The following is a 19343-nucleotide window of genomic DNA, read 5'->3' on the forward strand; positions in this document are numbered from 1 at the left end:
ACTTATTTTCATTTCCATAATACTTGGCATGTAGTTTAGGGATATAAACTATTGTAATATTGGGAAATTGTGTAAAATAATCAAAATCTTCTTTTTTAAAACTTTTGCTTACATCATTTTCATTTTTTCCAAAACCTATGATGATATGGACACTGGAATTATTTAAATGTGTTTTGAAGACCTCATTTTTAAAATATGGGTCTAATTGAATAAATGGTGATAGAATTAAGAGGTATTTTTCGGAGTTATAAATTATATCATATATTTTTTCACTTAATTCTTTTCCGGTTAAAAAATTCATTTTAATGTTTTTGTGATTTTTAAGATATAAAACATTTTTTAGAGGACAAATGTTAATATCAAGTGGGTATTAAAGATAATAATTTAATCTTAAATTGCTATATAAATTTTTAAAATTATAGGGTGAATCAGCTGAGATCATGAAAAATAAATATAGTCGAAATCAAATTTTCTATACCGAGCTTGCGTAAAAATCACTCTTGTTTTCTTCTGACCTGCGTAAAATTCACTCACCTTATGGTAAAACATGTGTAGAATAGTATCAGGTGAATCACCCAATTTAATATTTAACCTGCGTGAAAATTACCCATGTTTTCTTCTGGCCTGTGTAAAATTTACCCACCTTACGGTAGTACCTGTGTATAATAGTATCAGGTGTATTCTCACAATTTGTTCATATTTAACCTGCGTAAAAATTACCCATGTTTTCTTTCTACCTGAGTAAAATTTACCCACCTTATTGCAGGACGTGGGTAAAAACGATACAAGTTGTAGCTAAAGGTGAGTAGAATAGATACAACCCAATGAAAAACCTGAGTGAAAATTACGCAGGTCTTCCTTCCATGATTCACCATCTTTTTTCTTTCAATAGCAGAAAATCTCATTATATAATTTAATTTATTGATTTGTAGTTGGTTATTTGTTTTTTTTAGAGCTCTGAAAAAGTAGGCGATTTTCCGGAGCAAGATGTGTCTTTGTATATACAAACTTTTCAAGTTGTATGATCCAAAGACGATCTTGCCTTTTTTGCAAAAAGGGGAAAAAACTTCGGAACTCGTTTTTTTTATTTTGGGAAAATCAGGTACAATCATCCAGAATAGCCCAGTACATTCTTTTTTAATCTCCAGATCTTCCAGATAAGTCCAGCGTGTTCTTTTTTAGCCCACGCCCGATGAATACTATTGCTTTCAGTGATTTTATGCCCCAATTTTGCAAAAGAAATTTTAATCAAAACAAAATGAAAACACTGATTTATTTTTCTGTCATTTTTTTAAGGGACAATATTACCCCTTACTTACCAAGAAGCGAAGAACTATTTTTTTTGATAAAATCTCGACTATTTATTTACCATAGGAAAAACTAGAAATGGAAAAAGATGGAAAAGAAGACCTAATTATCATAAGAATCCAAAAATCCAGAAAAGAAAACTGGAAAAGGATCTGCTCAGAAAAGCAAATTTCCCTGACTAGCCTGCTTATCCATTCAGTAGAGAACAGAATTCTGGATAATGAAAGACGAAAGGTAATGGCTTTCATTGAAAAACAGGATAATATTTTTATCAAGATAGAAACCAATATTAACCAGATTGCAAGAATCGTGAATGGACAAAAGTTTATTTCTGAAGAGGGATTGAAGGATTTCTTGAATAAGCTTTCTGAAATTGAAAAATTGAAGAGAGAGCAGAATATGATCTTTTCCAGAATCTATTCAATGCTTGCAAGATGATTGTGAAGATCATGGAGCCTGCGAGATCAGGTTTTCCCGGAGTACAGTATAATGATAAAAAAGTAGAGAAAGGCTCCGGAGAATTGATGCTGATGAAAAACTTTCCATCCTTCATTAATGAAAACAGCAGTCAGGAGGAGATAAGAGATTATTTTAAGTCAGTTTCAAAGAATGAAAGGGTCAAGAAGCCTCAGTTTCACGCTGCTATTTCTACGAAGTTTCAAGAGCATACCAAAGAAGAGCTCACGAAAATTGCGGAAAATTTTATGGATGAGCTGGGATATGGGCAGCAGCCCTATATAGTAGTTTTCCATAGTGATACGGAAAATAATCACATACACATTATTTCAACCCGTGTAGACAAGCAGACAGATAAGAAAATTAATGACAGTTATGAAAAGCTCAAAGCCCAGAAAGCATTAAGCCTGACAATGGAGAAGCTGTATGCAGTAAACTCGCAGGAGCAAATAGGAAAATTACTGGGTTACCGATATGGTTCTCTTAAGCAACTGGAACTGCTTTTGGAAAGAAGTGGATTTAAGCTTATTCAAAATAAGAATGATGAGAATGCTCTGGATATTTTGAAGAACGGAGTTCGGGAAAAAACAATTAATGCTACCGAACTAAACTTTAGTAATCATAGAAATGATTCCAGAGCAAAGCAGCTTAAGGCGATTTTCTCAAAATACAAAGAACTGTACTCGTGCAAAGTGTTTAAGATTGAAGACCATAGAGCACAAGAGGCTATGTTACCGGAGGAAAAGCTAAAAACAAAAATGCTCCCTAAAATTGAATTTGAGAGTGAACTTCAGAAAAAATTGAGAGATGTCTTTGGGGTTGATATTATATTTCATATTTCTAATAAAGAAAAATCAGCTGTCGATCTTAAACCTTTCGGATATAGTTTGATTGACCATAAAACAGGATCGGTGTATAAAGGAAGCGATATTTTGAAAATGAATGAGTTGTTTGAATTTACCGCTGAAACTATTGATAAAAAGCTTTTTGAAGGGCTAAAGGATTACAATATAGCTGATGAAGCTTCTAAAGAGATTCTGATAGAATATTTAAAGCGCCAGAATCCTAATGGTGTGCCAAAAGATTTTATACTTTTTGAAACTAAAAAAAGGAAGAATAGAGAAGTATTTGGATCTGTTAGGAGGGATGTAAAGCAATATGTTAAAACACAGAGTCCAAAAGATGTTCATATTATAAAATCTAAGGACGATAAATATTACGCTATTCACTCAAAATTACATTATGTAGGAGAGCTGGAACAGCTAATAGGAGAGAGAAGCTATCAAAGTTTTTTAAATCCAAATCTATACCAGCAGCAGGTTTCAGTAAGCCAAAATGAACAGCTTACAAAAGAGCTGAGTAAAAGTATCAATGATTTGATTTTTCAATTCAGTAAATCTTCAGGAGGATCTGGAAAAGATCCTGCGGAGGAGGAGCTTAAGAAAAGGCGTAAAAAGAAAAATCGATAAACCGGCCGAGGTTCGGCTTCCAGTTAACATAAAGGCTAAATACCTACAATTACCAAGTAGCAACCATACTATGATTATCACGTTCGCCACCCAAAAGGGCGGAGCGGGGAAAACCACGCTTGCCTTAGCATTTGCCAATTATCTGTCTGTAGTATCTGAAAGAAAGATTAATGTGTTTGACTTTGATTATCAGAAGTCTTTCTTTAATAAATGGAAAGAAGATGAATATTCTGTTTTGCCTAAGCTGTATGATGTGGAAGTTATAGGAGATGAGGATGAAGAACAGCCTTTTGCAGATTTAGAAAAAATTATTGACTTAAAGGAGAGTAAAGAAATCTACCTGTTTGATTTGGCGGGTACACTCGATCAAAAATACAGTGATCTACTCATTTACAGCGATTTTATCATCATTCCCTTTGAATATTCTGATGTATCTGTAAAATCTACTCTGGTATTCAAAAACCTGTTGGGACTTCTTGAAAGTGAGGCAGAGCGGATCTTTATCCGTTCCAAATATGACAAAGGCTATAAATATCTCAACCAAAAGGAAATGGATATAGAAATCTCAAAATATGGAACCCTGATTGAAAGCCCCGTATATAAGAGAAACTGTCTACAGACCATTGATACCCGAAAGCTTACTTATGAACAAAAAAATGCTATAAAAAGACCATTCAATGAAATCATAGACCAAATTAATGAAGCACTGCAAATTACCCTTTAAGGCTAGTCACTTAGTAAAAACAAAATCAAAAATAAGAAATGATAAAGTATTCACTAATTCTATTAGGACTTTATTTCCTGTACTATGCCGGAAATATCCTGTATGATCTGTTTTTAAGGAAAGAGAAAATCATACATGTAGATTTAACTGAGGAATTTTCACTTGGTGATTTTTCCAAAACTCGTGACCAGGTTCCGACTTCCATTGGAATTGAAGATGTTGAAAACATCCGAACTCCCCAATCCTTTTTGAAAAGTGAACTTAACCTTCCAACACAATCCTCCAGTGAGCAGCAACCGGATTTGGAAGACTTAAGGAAAAGATTTGAAGCTGAACAGGATATTGATGATATGCCTTTACCAGCAAAAAACAACAGCGTTCCGACAGTAGAAGAAAAAAAACAGCCAGATCACGCCAACCAGTCTCAGCCTGTATCTAATATGCCAGATCAGGATTCTAAGAGCGAAAAAAAGGAGAAAACTAAATCCCACTGGAAAGAGCTCCTGAATTTATCGGAGACAACTGTTCAAATGGTCGCTAACTACGATGGACAGAAAGTCTACCACTCTATAATTTAAGCAAAAAACACTTCAAAAATTACCCTGTATGATCCTTAACCCATAAGGATAGCATACCTCTTATGCCCAATTCTAAGCATAAAATCTAACTCTGATAATAAAATTTAATCATTATGAATCACAAATTTAAATGCCATCAGGTGGTAAAAAAGTTATTGACAGCCTGTGTAATTCTTCTCGCTATCACTCCTGCATTTGCCCAGGGAGGAGCAACGGCTATTTCAAATGCAGCCAGTGATATTAAGGACTATTGGGACCCCATTAAACTGATTTTGAAAGCCGTGGGCGGATTAGTTGGCTTCATTGGAGGTCTTAGAGTCTATAACAAATGGACCAATGGGGATCAGGATGTGAACAAAGAAATCCTTGGTTATGGTGGAGCGATGATCTTTCTGATTGTAGTTCCGGAATTCGTAACCTCATTCTTTGCATAAGTCATGGGATTCTACCTATACAAGGGGCTGAAAAAGCCTCTTGTATTCTTCGGACTCAAAGGCAAATATATTTTTTATGCCGTGGGTGTTATCGGAGGCGGAGTCATTGCAGCGCTCATATTGTCCAAGTTCGGACTATTGGGCTCTTTACTGGGGCTTTTAGCGACCGGAGGAGGTGTTTATCTGATCTTCAGAAGACAGGACAAATACGGACTGTACGATAAGACTAAAAATAGTAATCAAATTTTCATTTTTCCCAAAAGGATAAACAATAAAAAGCTTTTACAGAAAGGTGAAACCAAAAGTACATACAATCTATCAGAAAATAAATAATTCCGTATGAAAACAAAAAAACAAGCATTTACTATTCCTTTCATCGGCTATGACTATGGGGGAAATTATAATTGGGGTTTTGATGTTCTTTTCGGGCAGTATGGAAATCCTATTATAGGCATCAGGCTTAGAAATATGGTGGAACAGTACTCAGCAGATCCGGATCATTATCTCCATTTCCATACGGTTTTGAATCAGGTAGTATCCATTATCGGAGAAGGAAGGATTGTTCAAAAGCTTGATATTTTCGCCAAAAAAAGATACACAGCTGAGAAATCCAATCAGTTTTTGCAACAGAAATACTCCGAGCATTTTGACGGGAGACTTTTCAAAACCATTGATACGGTACTTCTGTTTACAGATATTATTAATGATAAAATAAAGAAAAACGGCCGGTCAGCGACCGGTGGCAATATAACAGAAAAGAGCTATAAAGAACTCCGGGACAAATGCCAGAAGGTGTTTATGCTTTTAAAACAAAATAACTGTGAGCCGGAGTTCTTATTTGAAAAAGACTTTGAGTATTACCTGTCCGGAGTTTTATCCATGCAGCTTACAGATACTCCTACGTATGATAATATCAAAAGTACTCAGGAGTATTTGCAAATAGGAAGCAGGTTTGTTAAGAATATTTCTTATGTCGATGTTGAAAAGATTGATTTACCCTCTGAAATAGAACCATATTCTCTATTGGGAGGAAATGGAGCTGCCGGAGAAACGGCAGTAGATAATTTCACTTTTATAGGAGAGCTGGAGGATTACGAAACGATTATCTACAACCAGGTCATTACCATTCCACATCAGGCACAACAGCAAAGGGAACTTGACAAAAAGAAGAAAAAGCACGAAGGTGCTGCCAATAATTCTCCTTCCAATGCCATTATTGCTGAGGAGATTCAGACTCTGCTCCATAATATCGCTATAGATGGACAGTTGGTTGTCAATGCCCATTTTTCCATTTTGTTTTCTGCCCCTACGCTGGAAAAAATGGAAAATATCCAGTCCATGATTGAGAATAAGCTATTTACCAAAGGGATTATTGTTTCGAAGAATGCCTACAATCAGCTTGAACTTTTCAGGGCAGCTCTTCCGGGTAACGCTACAGAGCTTAGGGAATATGATCTGTTTATGACGACAAGCGAAGCTGCGCTTTGTTTTTTTTTTAAAGAAAGCTACCCATTGAGTGAAGAAAGCAGCTTCTACCTAAGATTTACAGACAGGCAAGGTGTTCCCATAAAAGTTGATCCTGCGGATTTACCGATGAAAATCGGAAGAATCAATAACCGGAATAAGTTTGTGCTGGGACCCAGCGGATCAGGCAAGAGCTTTTTAATGAATAATATCGTAGAGCAGTATCTCACCTATAATTATGATGTTGTGATCGTGGATACAGGAGATTCTTACTCGGGAACATGTATGTACAAAGGTGGGCGATATATTCAGTATACTGAAGAAAAGCCAATTACGATGAATCCTTTTCTGATGGATAAGAAAGAGTTCAATATTGAAAAAATAGAGTTTTTGACTAATCTGATCTTTCTCATCTGGCAAGGACCGGATGCTATGATGACCTCTGCACAGAAATCCATATTGGACAATGTACTGATGTCCTATTATCATACTTATTTCAACTCAGGAACAGAATGGTATAAGCATAAAAGCTCTGAAGAACTAATGCTCTACTTAAGTAAATATAATATTCATGAAGAAGATATTCTTGCAGAGTATGAGGATGAAATGGTGGATAGGCATAGTTATTATGATGTACTGGGAATAGCTTTCGATGCCGATTCTGATGAAGTTAAAGAAGCCTTTAGAAAATTGGCCATTGAATATCATCCGGATAAAAACATGAATAATCCTGATTATGACAGTGAAAAATTCTATAAAGTCTATGAGGCTTACGAAACTTTGAGCAGTGAAGAAAAGCGCAGGGCTTATAATGAAACCCTACTAATGATTATTCAGGCTAATGAAATTATAAAAAAGCCCAAAGATCCGAGGGAGTGGAATGAATCTTTTAAAAAGGCTCTCATTAAAAAAATTAAGGAACTGGAAGAAAGGCTCAATACAAGAGAGCTTTCCTTCAATGGATTTTATGAGTACTGCGACAAATTTCTGCCTCTTTACCTTGGTAATAAAAAGCACAGAATAACGGAAAGAGAATTTAATTTAAGGACCTTCCTGTTTGTTCTAAGGGATTTTTACAAAGGCGGAAGATATGAAACAACACTCAATGAAAGTGCTGACAATACGCTATTTGATGAGCCTTTTATTGTTTTCGAAATTGATAATGTGAAAGATAATCCCAAGCTTTTCCCCATTGTAACGCTTATCATTATGGATACTTTTATCCAGAAAATGAGACTCAGAAAAGATCGTCGTAAAGCCCTTATAATCGAAGAAGCATGGAAGGCGATTGCATCAAAATTAATGGGTGGATATATTTTATATCTCTATAAGACTGTAAGGAAATTCTGGGGTGAAGCGGTGGTGGTAACCCAGGAACTGGATGATATTATCGGAAATGCTGTTGTAAAAGACAGTATTATCAATAATTCCGATACGTTTATCCTTCTGGATCAGACCAAATTCAAGGACAATTTTGATCGTATAGCGGCTTTATTATCCTTAAATAAAGTAGAGCAGAATAAGATTTTCACGATCAACAACTTAAATAATAAGCAGGGAAGGAGCCGTTTCAAGGAATTTTATCTGAAACGAGGTTCTAAAGGAGAAGTATACGGTAACGAGGTGGCCCTCGAGCAGTATTTAACCTATACTACAGAAAAGCCTGAAAAATCGGCTGTTGAATATTATGTACAAAAGTACGGGAACTATGATAAAGCTCTGGAAATTTTTGTAGAACAGGTTAAGAACTTCGGGGATGATATGGGAAGTATGGTCTCTTTAGTAAATCTGTATAAAAGACCTTTAGATCAGAAGGTTCTTAGGTACTATCATGAGCTTAAGAACAGGAAGGAGAATACCGGTAAAAATATCTTCAAAATCATTTCTCAGGAATTAGAAGATTATAACATCAGTTTTTCGGAATTAGTTAACAGAGAAGTCTATGAATATGAAAAAGTTTAGTTTATTTTTTTTAGGATTCGGAAGCTTACTATATGCCCAAAATACCTATATAGATCCTACGGTAACAGCAGCGATGATCCTGTATTCAGAAAACCTGAAAGCCAAACAGAATGAAGTCATAGAGGAAACTTCCAAGCTGAAAGATGCACAAATGTGGGTAGGAACCCAGATGGTGGCAGCTAATGATATTCAGAACAGAATACTCAAAGGCTTAAAAGAAGTTTCGGGGACGTTACAAAATGGACTTCAGGTAAAAGAAATTTATTCAGAGCTTAATAAGTGCTATAAATATTCTTCTGATGTGGTTCAACTGGCTTCTGCACATCCACAGTACGCCATTTTTGGAACTAAAGCGTCTCAAAAAACGTATGAGCAAAGTTTGAAAATCGTAACAGATGTATCGGATATTCTTTCTTCGGGAGAGCTCAACCTTGCTACGGCAGGTGATCGCTATAAAATTCTGCATAATATTTCGGGAAATGTAAAAAGTCTAAAGCTGTGGCTTCTGTCCATAAAGCTGAGACTTGAAAAGGCTAATAGACTGGGCTTTTGGAACTCTATTAATCCTTTTGCCGGATACATCAATACGGATAAGGCTATTGTTGAAGACATTATGAACCGATACAAACGCAATTTTTAATTTTTTTGTATGAACTCGAAAAATAAGTTTCACCGACTTTATGGGCTCAAAAAAAAGATTTTTCTCCGCCTCTTTATCCCGGTAGTTTATGTGGTATTAACTTCTTCAGGAGGGGGTTCTACCCCTGCCTGGCAGAAAGAAAATGTTTCCTTTCCGATGATGAATATAGAAATTAATGCCACGATGAAAGAGCATGACAGGCAAAAGGAAATGCGAAAGAATCAGGCTCTGAATGCTGGTATTGAGACCACCAACAGAAGCGAATGGAATAGCTTTAAGGATAAGGTTACTAAGGTACAGGACAGGCTAAGGGTTGTTTCATTTGCTCTGCAGGCCATTCCAACCGGAGTAGCGATGAGCAGGGAGGTTAAGAAAATTACTCAAAATCAGGCTTCCATTATTGATGAATTGAGTACAGCACCTTATTCGATTATAACGGTTTTGCCTTCCGGAGTGCAGTATGTGGATGATCTGCAAATGGTGACCCGCCTGATTACAGGAATTATTCTCTCTTACGGAGCGATCAATCAAATGGAAAAATCGGAGCGTAAAATTTTATTGGACTATGCTTTAGGAGAGGTGAAAACCCTTAGCAGGAACTCTACCCACATGCTTTTAAAAATACGTGACATTAAAGCCAAAGTTCTAAGGAATAAGAGAGCTTTCCAATATTATGTCAACAGGGATAGGCAGGTTGTGGAAAATATCATGAAGAATATCAAATCCTTTTAATAAGAAATGAAAAAAATAGCAACCTTCGGAATTATAGTATTTTCTGCGGTTTATGTTAAAAGCCAGCAGATAGTGATTAATGACAAGCTGTTATCCCAGATTACCGTCAATCACGGTGTTCGTTTAGGAAGTGAGCAGGTGTTTTTAGATTCTTATAAAAAACAGAATGAGCTCTATAATGAGATTAAAAATAAGACCGCACAAGTAATTGCTATTCAGGAGTATATCTATCAGCAGCTGAAAAATGTTAATTCAGCCCTTACCCAGAGTAAAAAGCTCATCTATCTCTATCAGTACGTAGGAAAAATCGTAAGCAATTCTAACAAAATGCTTGATTTATCGGTACAACACCCTGAATATGCGGTCTTAGTTTCAAAATATTATAGTGCAATAGGAGAGCAGGTGCTAAAGCTTCAGAAGGAAGTATCGGCGGATATATTAAATGAAAACAAAGACTTTTTAATGGATGCTATGGATCGGGAAATGCTTTTGGAAAAAGTATTTACAAGGGCTAGAAACATCAATGGTAATATTCTCTATATCATTTTACGCTTAGAGAATGCCAAGAAGATCCCTTATCTCTATCAGGTCCCTGTCCTCAGGAACTATATCAATGTCGACAGAGCGATTGTAGGAGATATTATTCAAAAATATAAATACATATTTAATTAAACGATGAAATATCAATTCAGAAAATTAATAGGCTTTTCATTCTTGTTTATAACTATGGGTGTTTTTGCACAAGTGAGTGTAAAGCGCCTGAATGATCCTGCCATTGTTGCCCAACATAAAAGAATGGTTTTTGAAAGCTGGGGAGATTGGCGACCCTATCCCAAATATTTTTTAGGGATTCAAACCAATTTTGCTTACGCCACGGTATGGGGGATGTGGGCTCCAAATATTAATAGAGATTATAAGGATGGAGAGGACATAAGACCACTAAAGCCTACAGGAGTGCAGAATCAGCGATTTGCTCAATTGAAATATGAGGAAGAAGAGGCTAAAAAAATAAAGGCAGCCTCCGATACCATTTATAAAAGGAGCGTTCAGGATTTTGCCCATTGGACGAGTGTTACTGTAGATGCTGATCCGTTGTGGCTCTTGTATTACAAGCGGATGTTAAAGCCAATCACAGAATTTCCTGATACGCCACAAAATTTTATGGAATGGCGGTTGAAAGACCAGGAGGCTTACCAGGCACTTAGTACTACAGGAACACTCAAAAGACTACAGGAGGAGCTTGATCTCATTAAAGAGAAATACGCTATGTCCCGATCTATGGATATGCCAAGGGGAAAACGCTTTATAATGTACCACGAAACACTCTTACGGTGGAGGAAATTTGTACAGGAATTAAGAAAGCAAAATAACAAGACGACCTTTCTTCTGGATTATAAAAATATTTTGAAAGATCATTCTCCTTCTGCATTGCCTTCGGGCTGGACTCCAGCATCAGATAAGCAGCGTGCTGAGCGTATAATGCAACAATACAAACGCCGATATTAAATATGAATAAAAAGCTAACCTTATTTTGTTGTTTACTGGCGATAGTACTCCCAGTAATGGGCTTTGCCCAAACAGACAGTGATTATGGTAATTTACTTCAGTTTTTAAAAGGTGATGGTGCTTTTGAGAAATGGTTTATGGAGGTATTTACAAAGCTCGATACCAGTGTTCAGGATAGTGCAAATGATGCTGCACTGGTTGGAAAGGCCATAGGCGGATTAGGTGCTTTGATGTATCTGGGGTATATGGGATGGCAAATGGCTGCCGGCGATAGGGAATGGGAAATTACGCCTATGCTGAAACCTGTTTTGATTGGCTTTACCCTGATCTACTGGACAGGATTCGTGAATTTGATTCAAGCTCCCTTTGACGCTATTGCAGAACCGGGAGTCGCCATTTTTAGCGATATAGAATCAGAGGTCAATGACTTAAGAGTAGAAAGGTTCAAAAAGCAACAGCAATTATTGGATGCCGTCATAAAACTCAAAGCCAGTGAAGATGCCAAACAGGAGGTTATTGAGAATGCTGGTAAAGATGCAGATGATTCCTGGTTTGATATTAGTGACGGACTGGACAAATTGATCCAGCCTATTAAGGAATGGCAGATCAGAATGCAATTCCAGATGCAAAAATTAGTAGCTGAAGTCATTGAGTTTATATGCCTCTCCATTCTTCGGATTTGTGTCTATCTTATTTTCTTTATTCAGAAGATCTGGGCTTATATACTCATTATTTTAGGACCTATTGCGGTGGGAATGGCTCTTGTTCCGGGATTTGAAAACTCTTTTTACAGCTGGGTTTCTAAATTCATCAACATCAATCTGTATACTTTCGTTGCTTATACCATTATCAATATAGGTCAGCAACTCATTGCTTCCGGTTATACTATGGAAATAGACCGCTACAATACTCTTTTAACAGATGGTACTGTTACCAATTTAGATGCTCTAATGGTCTACATTAATAATTCAGGAATGATCTATAATCAGCTTTTTACATGTGTTGCTTATATCGTTACGGGCATAGGTGTTTTAATGACTCCCACAATTGCTGATACGATTGTAACGGCCGGAGGAGCAGGAGTAATGACCAAAATGAAGAATGCCGCTGGTAAAATGGCGAGTACTGTAAAAACGGCAATACTAGCTGCCAAAACGGGAGGTGTAGCGGCAGCAAAATCTGCTGCGGCAGGCTCTGCATCCGGTAGAGTAAACAGAGCCATGAAAAGTGGAAAATAAATAAAATCCTTAGTGTCTAATTTCTAATTCCTAAAATAAAAATGCTTATCAAAAATATTGAACAAAGAATAAAGATTAACAAGATTGTTTCTCTGGCGAGTATTTTTTTTGCTGTTTTCATTGTGATAGGTGGTTTTTTCTTTGCTTATAAAATCATTGAAGATTCCAGAAAATCCATTTACATATTGGATAATGGCGTTCCGGTTTTGGCCAAGCAAACCGATGTTTTGCTCAACAGACCCGTTGAATATAAAGCTCAGATTGAACTTTTTCACAGATTATTTTTCACGTTGGCTCCTGACGATGCGTATATCAAGGACAATATTCAGAAATCCCTTTATCTGATAGATGACAGTGGAAAGAAAGAATACACCAATTTAAGGGAAAAAGGTTTTTATAACCAGATCATAGCTTCGAGTTCAATGGTTAGTATCCATACGGATTCGATAACCCTAAATCCGGAGCAAAAGAAATTCGTTTTTTTCGGAAAACAGATGATTACCAGAAAGTCATCCATTATTACCCGAAAATTAATCACAGAGGGTTTTTTTGAAGATCTCATCCGCAGTCCTAACAACCCGCATGGTGTGATCCTCAGAAACTGGCGTATCATCGATAATGAAGACATTTCTAATCAATCTAAAAATTCGTACTAGCCATGAACCCTTTATTTAAAAAAACAAGGCGGAAATGCCTGGACTGGATCGTCCATCATCCTAAAAAGTTTTTTACCTATTCGATGATTTTTCTCTCAGTATCCTTTGTAGGTTCTCTGATTCAGGGCATTTTCTTTCCCTTGGGGACGGTATTTAAAATTAAACCTCCCACTCTTTATTCCAAAAGTCAGATGCCCCAGAATCCTAATGTAAACAATGAAAAAGAGATGAAAAAGATTGTGGAAGAGCTTAAAATTCTAAAAGTGAAAAGAGACGGGGAACAACTGCAAAAACAGGACAGTTTGAGGATTGAATATTTGTTTAACCAATATCAGCAATTAAAAAATGACCGATAGCACCGGGGGCAATTTATCTAAAAATCGAAACTCAATGAAAAAACTGAATTTTAAGGAAAAAAAATATGTACTGCCTCTTTTGGCTTTGCCATTCCTGCTTCTTTTTGCTTATGTGGGAGCGGGGTTTACCCAAAAGGAGCCACCTAAGGATAAACCCAAAGAGCTTTCTCTTTCCCTTGGTGAGTCTAAGGATTCTATTATGAGTAAAAATGATGCTTATGATGCATTTTTCAAAAAAGAAGACAACAGAACAATGCTGGAAGGGCTGGATAAAGAGAAGGATAGTTTATTACACTATGAAGACCAGCTATCATTAGCTCAAAAAAGGAAAATAGATTCACTTAAAACCCTATCCAAAAGGCAAAACGAATACGGGTCCAAGGGAAATTCATCCTCTTACTATAATCTGAGGCAAGAGCAGAATAATGACAGAGACTATAAAAGGTCTTCGGAGATTATCCGAATGCTGAACGATAAATCCTATGGGAGAGGGGAAAGCAGTAGTCCTATGGAAAGTCTGGGAGCAAAACCTCGAAATAGAGAGCAAGCTCAGCCTCCTGATCCGGCTAAATATCTTAAACAACAAATGCTGGTGATGGATTCTTTAGAAAAATCACGAGATCCTGAATACCAAAATAAACTCATGGCTGAAGAAAAGCTGAAAGCCAGTAAGGAAAAGCTTGAAGAATTCCTTAATTCAACGTTCAATGTCAGCAAATCAGGGATAAACAGTGAGTTCAATGCTTTTTATAGAGAGAAGGAAAATAGCTTTATCAAAGCGGTCATTGACGAAAATAACAAAGGTTATTTAGGAAGCAGAATTCGGCTGAGACTATTAGAGGATATTTTCGTTGGAAATAAAAGACTAGAGAAAGGTTCTATACTATATGGACAAATCTCTGGGTTCTCGATGCAAAGGGTGAATCTTACTATAGTTTCTGCATTCATTAAAGGAGAAATCTATCCTGTTAACTTATCTATTTACGATGTTGATGGAATGAAAGGACTATATGTTCCGGAGAGCGTTTTTCGGGATATGATCCGGGAAATGGGAAGTAACTCCGTACAGGGAACGCAGATGGATATGGGCGGACAGGGATTTTTCACCAGTATAGGCTCCAAGTTATTCACCTCCACTTCAAAGTCCATTGCCAATCTGATTAAAACCAATAAAGCCAAATTAAAATATGGCTCACAGGTATTTCTGATAGATGAAAAACAAATGAAAGACTCACAAAACCAACAAAAAAAATAAACAGATGAAAGCTCTATTATATACGTTACTTATTTTCATAGCTCAATTTTTTACTGCACAAACTGCTACAAGACAGCAGGCTATTTCGGATTTACCGGAAATAGACATTACTGAAGGAATCAGCCTTCATCTAATTTCTCCGGAACCCATCCAATATGTTGATCTTTCTACTCAGCAGCTGACAGGTGATTTACCATTGAGTCATATTGCCAGGGTCAAAATTACAGATAAGTCTAATGCGACCGATAAAGAGGGAAATAAAAACCTATCTGAACATAGTAACGGAGATCAAATTGGTGTTATTACGGTCGTAGCACAGTCTTTTATTGCCCAATACAAAGCAGTTTATATGGATTCTGAAACCAGGAGTACTATTACCAATGTCCATATTCAACCGGAGGCAATGCAGCCTATAGAGTTTAATAAAATGGTGTTTTCCAATTTTCAGCTTAGAAAATTTGCGCTGAATATTATTCAGACAAAATCAGAAAAAGATCCGATTCGGGAAGAGAAAAATCTTAGACTTAGTGTTCAGCTCAATAATGTCTATGTCATGAGTGATTACATTTTCTTGGATATGACCTTTAAAAACAATTCCAATTTAGGCTATGACATTGAAGCTTTGAAATTTTCTGTGGAAGATAAGCAGATTCATAAGGCTACCAATAATCAGAGTATTGAAATGACCCCGGTTTTTCAGTTGAATGCTCAAAAATATTTTAGGAAAAATTTCCGGAATATTTATGTGTTCAAAAAATTTACTTACCCGAATTCTAAAGTGATGGTGATTCGCCTGATAGAAGAGCAATTTTCCGGAAGAACTCTGGAAATGAAAATCAACTACTCGGATATCCTAAAAGCTGACACCTTCTAAGCAGGCAGAGCCTGTCCCAAATTTTCAATCTCAGTCGCTCAATTTTTTAATTCAATAATTCAATAAAATGCAAGAACAGCAGCATCAGATCAGGATTTACGGATTCCTGCAAAAAGTAGTGTATGCCGTAGTTGCGTTGGATTGTGCATCACTATTTTATCTGCACGCAGATATTCCTGTACTCTCGAATTTACTTAGGAACTTTTCTAAGATGAGCTTTATTTATCCTCCTGTAAATGCCAAATTTGCTACACTTATTCTGATAGGATTGGTTGCCATCGGTACAAAAGCCAAGAAAAAGAAAGATTTAAATATCGCTGTAGAAATAATAGTTCCTATGGTACTGGGGCTTATGATGATGTTTTCTTCTTTGGTTTGGCAAAAAGAAGCCGGAGATTCTTCATTACCTAAAATCTTTCCGGGAATGCATCTTTATCAGGTTGTTTATGCTTTTCTTTCTTTTCTGGGAGCGGTGATCCTTCAGATGGGAGCAGATAGTATTTCCAAACTGATGCAGCAGAAAATGGGAAAAGATAGATGGAATGTGGAAGAAGAGTCTTTTGATCAAAATCAGGAGCTTGTACAATCTGATACCAGTATCAATATTCCCTATATATTTTGGTATGGAGGTAAAAAGCATGATGGTTGGATAAATATCGATCCGTTTCGAGGGACAATGGTCATTGGCGTTCCTGGCTCCGGTAAATCTTTTGGTGTGATCAATCCCGCTATCAGACAGATGATAGCCAAAGGATTTTGTCTTATGATTTATGATTTTAAGTTTCCTGATCTGGGGCAGATTGCCTATTATCATTATTTATTACGTCAAAATAAACTTGCAAAGTCTGGGAAAAATGGAAGCGGAACTTCCGCCTTCCATGTTATCAATCTTAATGAGGTTGAAAAATCCAGAAGAGTAAATCCTTTTAAAAAAGAATATGTAAAGACTCTGGCAGAGGCGCAGGAGATGGCAGAAGCTATGGTATCTTCTCTGCAAAAGGGGAGTACCAGTTCCGGAGGAGGATCTGATCAGTTCTTCACCCAATCGGCAATTAATTTCCTTTCCTCCTGTATTTATTTTTTTGCTACCCACGAAAACGGAAAATATTCGGATTTACCTCATATCCTTTCTTTTATGAACAGAAGCTATAAGGAAATTTTCGATACACTTTTTAATCATGAGGAGCTGTATTCTTTATTATCACCCTTTAAATCAGCTTATGAAAATAAGGCTTTTGACCAATTAGAGGGGCAGGTAGGAACACTAAAGATATTTTTGTCCAGACTGGCTACTAAGGAAAGCTTTTGGGTGTTTTCAGGTGATGAAGTGGAGCTGAAAATAACGGACCGGAATAACCCTTCCATTATTATTCTAGCTTCAGATCCAGGGACTCAGGATATTAATTCCGCCTTGTATTCTTCGGTACTCAACAGGACACTGCGTTTAATAAACTCCAAAAACAATCTACCGGGAGGTATTATTGCTGATGAGTTTCCAACGATTTACATTCATAAAATTGATAATGTCGTTGCCACAGCAAGAAGTAACAGGGTTGCCGTAATGTTAGGTCTTCAGGAACTTCCACAACTTCGTCAGTTTTACAAGAAGGAAGTAGCGGATACTATTTCTGCTATTGTCGGAAATATTCTTTCCGGCTCTGTAAGAGATAAAAATACACTTGACTGGCTTGAAAAGCTTTTTGGTAAAATAAAACAGAAATCATACTCCCAATCAATCTCTCAGCAAGGAACAACCACCAGTATCAATGAGAAAATGGATTTTATGATTCCCGCAGGAAAAATAGCAGCACTTAAAACCGGGGAAATGGCTGGGATTATTGCTCAGGGGGAAGAAAATAATACCGAAGAATATAAAACTTCTGCGATAAATGGTAAGATCAATTTAAATATGAAAGCCATTAAAGAGGAAGAAGGGCATTATGTCACAATGCCGACTTACTACTCTTTTGTAGATAAAGCAGGAGTTAATCGTAAAGAAGAGGTCCTGATGACCAATTTTAGAAAAATTAATAAAGAAGTGGAATTAATCGTCAGAGAATTAGTAAAAGCATAATTATGATACAGAATATAATAATAAGTGCCAGGCTTTACAAGATGGTTCTACCTATTTTCCTATTAATAAGCAGTTTTATGTCTGCCCAATTCAACACACTCTCACCCTTGCAGCCAAAGAAAACCGAAAGCTCGAAGATAACTGAAACGGCAAAAGAGGATGAGCAGTTAAACAAAAAAAATGGAAAAAACTTTTGGAAAAACATCTTTAATACAACCACAAAAACGGATTTGAAGAATGAAATTGATTCTTTAAAGATACTACTAAAAGAATACAGCCATGAAAACAATTCCAGAAGAGACTTTCAAAGAATAAAAGATTCTTTACTTCTGGTGACTCAGCTTAGGTCTGAGATAAAAAGAGAGGATTTGAAAAATCAACCCTCCAGGGCTTTATATGATTTTGTAGAAGAGCCTAAAGAACAATTATCAAAAGTTGTAATGCCTCTACGTAATACGATGAGTATCACATCTCCTTATGGAACGAGGATACATCCTATTTTAGGTACAAAGAGAATGCATGGAGGCATTGATTTAAAAGCTCATTATGAAAATATATATGCAGTAATGGATGGTGTTGTAACGGCCAGTGGCTGGGACCCTGGTGGCGGTGGCAATTATATTAAAGTACGGCACTTTAACCGCTTTGAAACGGCTTACCTGCACTTATCGGAGAACTATTACAAAGTCGGAGAGCTGGTGAAAGCCGGATTTATCATTGGAAAGAGTGGTAATACCGGAAATTCTACAGGGCCTCATTTACATTTTTCGGTAAAAGAATTCGGACAAAGCATTAACCCTGCTGATTTTCTAAATGATTTAATAAGAGCCAGTAACCTTATGGTAAACCATCCTAATACCAGTACAGCATTATACAAACCCTACTAAATAGATTAAAAAAATGAAAAATAACAATTTACCCACAGATCAGCTGAAGAAATATGGAATTATTGACCAGGACAATACATTTTCCAAAAAATTAAGTCCTGAAGATATTCAGAGGTTTTTACAGGGATATACAATCGTTGCGGACAATGATAAAAGAAGAGCCACTTTTCAGCTCGTTGAGAACAATAGCCGGCTTAATGTCATTTTTTTAGAACGTGATAAAAATCTCTCGGAACTCCTTGAAAACAGTGAAAAGAGAATTGAATACACTGATATAAAAGAAGTCTCAAATAAATTGCCTCCCGGGTTTCCGGGACTTGAAAAGAAAGCTTTTGTCTTTGATGAAGAAACGGGAAAAGTATTTGAGTTTGATTTGATTAGACATGCTACTGAACTTACCGCCATCATTGCAGATAAAAAGGATGCTCAGGAACTTGGTCGCTATAAAAATGAGTTATTAAAGCTCAAGGCATTTATTCAGGATAAGTTAGAGCTAGGATTTCCACCTGAAATAGCAAAAGAGATTTCCCGTGATCTGAATATAGTATCAAGAGAGATAGATATTGTTGATGGAATTTTCCAAAAACAGGAAAAATCGGATGTTCAGTTGAATGTAAACGATCCTGATCTCTACCAGGATGGTAACCAAATGAGAGAAGAAGAGGAGCAGGAGCGGGATGAAAAAAGGGGCTTTAGAAGATAGCCCCCCCTGTTGATAAACCTAGTATAT

At 36.6% G+C, this 19343-nt stretch carries 19 protein-coding genes and 1 pseudogene; 19 read left to right on the forward strand and 1 reads right to left on the reverse strand.

Annotated features, from left to right (window positions below):
• Window positions 1–301: pseudogene (locus Q0A18_RS06255) on the reverse strand (hypothetical protein); the annotation flags it as partial.
• A 1085-nt stretch (window positions 302–1386) separates the two neighbouring features.
• Here Q0A18_RS06255 and Q0A18_RS06260 point away from each other — a divergent pair.
• The 19 genes from Q0A18_RS06260 (at window position 1387) to Q0A18_RS06350 (ending at window position 19316) form a co-directional block, all read left to right on the forward strand.
• Complete coding sequence (locus tag Q0A18_RS06260) at window positions 1387–1746, forward strand: hypothetical protein (RefSeq protein WP_292009290.1); 360 nt, start codon at window positions 1387–1389, stop codon at window positions 1744–1746.
• Window positions 1743–3233 (forward strand): relaxase/mobilization nuclease domain-containing protein, encoded by a 1491-nt coding sequence (locus Q0A18_RS06265; protein WP_292009291.1) that lies wholly within the window; start codon window positions 1743–1745, stop codon window positions 3231–3233. Before Q0A18_RS06260 ends, Q0A18_RS06265 begins: the two co-directional genes overlap by 4 nt.
• A 70-nt stretch (window positions 3234–3303) precedes the next feature.
• Window positions 3304–3957, forward strand: a complete 654-nt coding sequence (locus Q0A18_RS06270) for a ParA family protein (protein ID WP_034870054.1) — start codon at window positions 3304–3306, stop codon at window positions 3955–3957.
• A 38-nt stretch (window positions 3958–3995) separates the two neighbouring features.
• Window positions 3996–4535, forward strand: a complete 540-nt coding sequence (locus Q0A18_RS06275; protein WP_292009292.1) for a hypothetical protein — start codon at window positions 3996–3998, stop codon at window positions 4533–4535.
• A gap of 113 nt (window positions 4536–4648) precedes the next feature.
• Entirely contained in the window at window positions 4649–4969 is a 321-nt protein-coding gene (locus Q0A18_RS06280) for a DUF4134 domain-containing protein (protein WP_029728815.1), read from the forward strand.
• Window positions 4970–4972: 3 nt separating this feature from the next.
• On the forward strand, window positions 4973–5302 hold the full coding sequence (locus Q0A18_RS06285; RefSeq protein ID WP_292009293.1) for a DUF4133 domain-containing protein: 330 nt from the start codon (window positions 4973–4975) through the stop codon (window positions 5300–5302).
• Between the two features lie 6 nt (window positions 5303–5308).
• Window positions 5309–8395: a TraG family conjugative transposon ATPase gene (locus Q0A18_RS06290; RefSeq protein WP_292009294.1), complete on the forward strand. Its 3087-nt coding sequence runs from the start codon at window positions 5309–5311 to the stop codon at window positions 8393–8395.
• Window positions 8382–9035 carry a hypothetical protein gene (locus tag Q0A18_RS06295; RefSeq protein WP_292009295.1) on the forward strand — a complete coding sequence of 218 codons (654 nt, stop codon included), beginning with the start codon at window positions 8382–8384 and terminating at the stop codon, window positions 9033–9035. Before Q0A18_RS06290 ends, Q0A18_RS06295 begins: the two co-directional genes overlap by 14 nt.
• A gap of 9 nt (window positions 9036–9044) precedes the next feature.
• Complete coding sequence (locus Q0A18_RS06300) at window positions 9045–9767, forward strand: hypothetical protein (RefSeq protein WP_292009296.1); 723 nt, start codon at window positions 9045–9047, stop codon at window positions 9765–9767.
• Window positions 9768–9773: 6 nt separating this feature from the next.
• A complete protein-coding gene (locus tag Q0A18_RS06305; protein ID WP_292009297.1) occupies window positions 9774–10439 on the forward strand; it encodes a hypothetical protein in 666 nt (221 codons plus the stop codon).
• Between the two features lie 3 nt (window positions 10440–10442).
• Entirely contained in the window at window positions 10443–11273 is an 831-nt protein-coding gene (locus Q0A18_RS06310; RefSeq protein ID WP_292009298.1) for a hypothetical protein, read from the forward strand.
• A 2-nt stretch (window positions 11274–11275) separates the two neighbouring features.
• Complete coding sequence (locus tag Q0A18_RS06315) at window positions 11276–12511, forward strand: hypothetical protein (protein ID WP_292009299.1); 1236 nt, start codon at window positions 11276–11278, stop codon at window positions 12509–12511.
• A gap of 41 nt (window positions 12512–12552) precedes the next feature.
• Window positions 12553–13167 (forward strand): conjugative transposon protein TraK, encoded by a 615-nt coding sequence (traK, locus tag Q0A18_RS06320; protein WP_292009300.1) that lies wholly within the window; start codon window positions 12553–12555, stop codon window positions 13165–13167.
• A gap of 2 nt (window positions 13168–13169) precedes the next feature.
• Entirely contained in the window at window positions 13170–13523 is a 354-nt protein-coding gene (locus Q0A18_RS06325) for a hypothetical protein (protein ID WP_292009301.1), read from the forward strand.
• Window positions 13524–13557: 34 nt separating this feature from the next.
• On the forward strand, window positions 13558–14778 hold the full coding sequence (gene traM / locus Q0A18_RS06330; protein ID WP_292009302.1) for a conjugative transposon protein TraM: 1221 nt from the start codon (window positions 13558–13560) through the stop codon (window positions 14776–14778).
• Window positions 14779–14782: 4 nt separating this feature from the next.
• Window positions 14783–15652 carry a DUF4138 domain-containing protein gene (locus tag Q0A18_RS06335; protein WP_292009303.1) on the forward strand — a complete coding sequence of 290 codons (870 nt, stop codon included), beginning with the start codon at window positions 14783–14785 and terminating at the stop codon, window positions 15650–15652.
• Window positions 15653–15719: 67 nt separating this feature from the next.
• Window positions 15720–17726 (forward strand): type IV secretion system DNA-binding domain-containing protein, encoded by a 2007-nt coding sequence (locus Q0A18_RS06340; RefSeq protein ID WP_292009304.1) that lies wholly within the window; start codon window positions 15720–15722, stop codon window positions 17724–17726.
• Between the two features lie 2 nt (window positions 17727–17728).
• Complete coding sequence (locus tag Q0A18_RS06345) at window positions 17729–18613, forward strand: M23 family metallopeptidase (RefSeq protein WP_292009305.1); 885 nt, start codon at window positions 17729–17731, stop codon at window positions 18611–18613.
• Window positions 18614–18626: 13 nt separating this feature from the next.
• On the forward strand, window positions 18627–19316 hold the full coding sequence (locus Q0A18_RS06350; protein ID WP_292009306.1) for a hypothetical protein: 690 nt from the start codon (window positions 18627–18629) through the stop codon (window positions 19314–19316).
• Window positions 19317–19343 lie beyond the last annotated feature (27 nt).

This window comes from Chryseobacterium sp., from assembly GCF_022712095.1.
Taxonomy (GTDB): Bacteria; Bacteroidota; Bacteroidia; order Flavobacteriales; family Weeksellaceae; genus Chryseobacterium.